Source organism: Exiguobacterium sp. K1 (assembly GCF_033721435.1).
GTDB lineage: Bacteria > Bacillota > Bacilli > Exiguobacteriales > Exiguobacteriaceae > Exiguobacterium_A > Exiguobacterium_A artemiae.
Map to the genome: position 1 here is coordinate 1 of NZ_JAOTIT010000012.1, position 2,962 is coordinate 2,962.

1 rRNA gene is annotated in these 2,962 nt (G+C 53.9%); it reads right to left on the reverse strand.

The features are described 5' to 3' along the window. Window positions 1–2,869 (reverse strand): 23S ribosomal RNA (locus N7U64_RS15325); the annotation flags it as partial. Window positions 2,870–2,962 lie beyond the last annotated feature (93 nt).

Sequence of the window (2,962 nt, forward strand, 5' to 3'; positions counted from 1 at the left end):
CCATGCTTCCACCCGTGACCTATCTACCTCATCGTCTCTGAGGGGTCTTTCTTGATTACTCAAAGGGAAATCTCATCTTGGAGGGGGCTTCATGCTTAGATGCTTTCAGCATTTATCCCGTCCGCACGTAGCTACCCAGCGATGCTCCTGGCGGAACAACTGGTACACCAGCGGTGCGTCCATCCCGGTCCTCTCGTACTAAGGACAGCTCTCCTCAAATTTCCTGCGCCCACGACGGATAGGGACCGAACTGTCTCACGACGTTCTGAACCCAGCTCGCGTACCGCTTTAATGGGCGAACAGCCCAACCCTTGGGACCTACTCCAGCCCCAGGATGCGATGAGCCGACATCGAGGTGCCAAACCTCCCCGTCGATGTGGACTCTTGGGGGAGATCAGCCTGTTATCCCCAGGGTAGCTTTTATCCGTTGAGCGATGGCCCTTCCATGCGGAACCACCGGATCACTAAGCCCGACTTTCGTCCCTGCTCGACTTGTAGGTCTCGCAGTCAAGCTCCCTTCTGCCTTTGCGCTCTACGAATGATTTCCAACCATTCTGAGGGAACCTTTGGGCGCCTCCGTTACTGTTTAGGAGGCGACCGCCCCAGTCAAACTACCCGCCTGACACGGTCCTCCAGCCGGATGACGGCTGCGAGTTAGAGACTCTATGCATGAAGGGCGGTATCCCAAGGGTGACTCCTCCGAAGCTGGCGCTCCGGTCTCGACGTCTCCCGCCTATCCTGTACATCATGCACAAAGCCTCAATATCAGGCTGTAGTAAAGCTCCATGGGGTCTTTCCGTCCTGTCGCGGGTAACCTGCATCTTCACAGGTACTATGATTTCACCGGGTCTCTCGTTGAGACAGTGCCCAAATCGTTACGCCTTTCGTGCGGGTCGGAACTTACCCGACAAGGAATTTCGCTACCTTAGGACCGTTATAGTTACGGCCGCCGTTTACTGGGGCTTCGGTTCAAAGCTTCGCTTGCGCTAACCCATCCCCTTAACCTTCCAGCACCGGGCAGGCGTCAGCCCCTATACGTCATCTTGCGATTTAGCAGAGACCTGTGTTTTTGCTAAACAGTCGTTTGGGCCTATTCACTGCGGCTCTACTCATGTAGAGCGTCCCTTCTCCCGAAGTTACGGGACCATTTTGCCGAGTTCCTTAACGAGAGTTATCCCGCGCGTCTTAGAATTCTCATCCCGCCTACCTGTGTCGGTTTACGGTACTGGCACCTTCCACCTCACTAGAGGCTTTTCTTGGCAGTGTGAAATCGTGACCTTCGTCCCTACGGGACTCCGCATCGTTCCTCGACTTTGGTGCCTGACGGATTTGCCAATCAGACGGTCTCGAAACTTACACATGCACTTCCATCCGCATGCGTCACTATCCTCCTGCGTCCCCCCATTGTTCAAACGGTGGATCGGTGGTACAGGAATATCAACCTGTTATCCATCGCCTACGCCTTTCGGCCTCGGCTTAGGTCCAGACTAACCCTGAGCGGACGAGCCTTCCTCAGGAAACCTTGGGCTTTCGACGGAGGGGATTCTCACCCCTCTTTTCGCTACTCACACCGGCATTCTCACTTCCAAACGCTCCACTGCTCCTTCCGGTACAGCTTCACAGCGGTTTGGAACGCTCCCCTACCATTCCTTACGGAATCCGCAGCTTCGGTGGTATGTTTAGCCCCGTTACATTTTCGGCGCGGCGCCACTCGACTAGTGAGCTATTACGCACTCTTTGAATGGTGGCTGCTTCTAAGCCAACATCCTAGCTGTCTAGGCAGCGCCACATCCTTTTCCACTTAACATACACTTTGGGACCTTAGCTGGCGGTCTGGGCTGTTTCCCTCTTGACTACGGATCTTATCACTCGCAGTCTGACTCCCGAGTATAAGTTGCCGGCATTCGGAGTTTAACTGAATTCGGTAACCCTGTGGGGGCCCCTAGTCCAATCAGTGCTCTACCTCCGGAACTCTCAACCTCGAGGCTAGCCCTAAAGCTATTTCGGGGAGAACCAGCTATCTCCAGGTTCGATTGGCATTTCACCGCTACCCACACCTCATCCCCGCACTTTTCAACGTGCGTGGGTTCGGACCTCCAGTCAGTGTTACCTGACCTTCATCCTGGACATGGGTAGATCACCTGGTTTCGGGTCTACGACAACGCACTATGGCGCCCTATTCAGACTCGCTTTCGCTACGGCTCCGCCTCATCAGCTTAACCTCGCGCGCTATCGTAACTCGCCGGTTCATTCTACAAAAGGCACGCCATCACCCGTTAACGGGCTCTGACTACTTGTAGGCATACGGTTTCAGGATCTATTTCACTCCCCTTCCGGGGTGCTTTTCACCTTTCCCTCACGGTACTGGTTCACTATCGGTCACTAGGGAGTATTTAGCCTTGGGAGATGGTCCTCCCGGATTCCGACGGGGTTTCACGTGTCCCGCCGTACTCAGGATCCACTCTGGAGGGAAAACAGTTTCAGCTACAGGGCTGTCACCTTCTTCGGCCGACCTTTCCAGGTCGTTCACCTACTGTCTTCCTTTTTGACTCCGTATAGAGTGTCCTACAACCCCGGAGAGCATGCTCTCCGGTTTGGGCTGTTCCCGTTTCGCTCGCCGCTACTCAGGGAATCGCATTTGCTTTCTCTTCCTCCGGGTACTTAGATGTTTCAGTTCCCCGGGTCTGCCTCACGTTACACTATGTATTCATGTAACATGTCCCATCCCATTACGGATGGTGGGTTCCCCCATTCGGAAATCCTCGGATCAAAGCATACTTACTGCTCCCCGAAGCATATCGCTGTTCGTCGCGTCCTTCATCGGCTCCTAGTGCCAAGGCATCCACCGTACGCCCTTCATACCTTGATCTAGCATTTTGGTATTCTAAGAACACACGTCTAATGACATGGTTATAAAAAGTTTGATGTCTTGTTGATGTCTTCAGTTTTCAAGGTGCGAGTG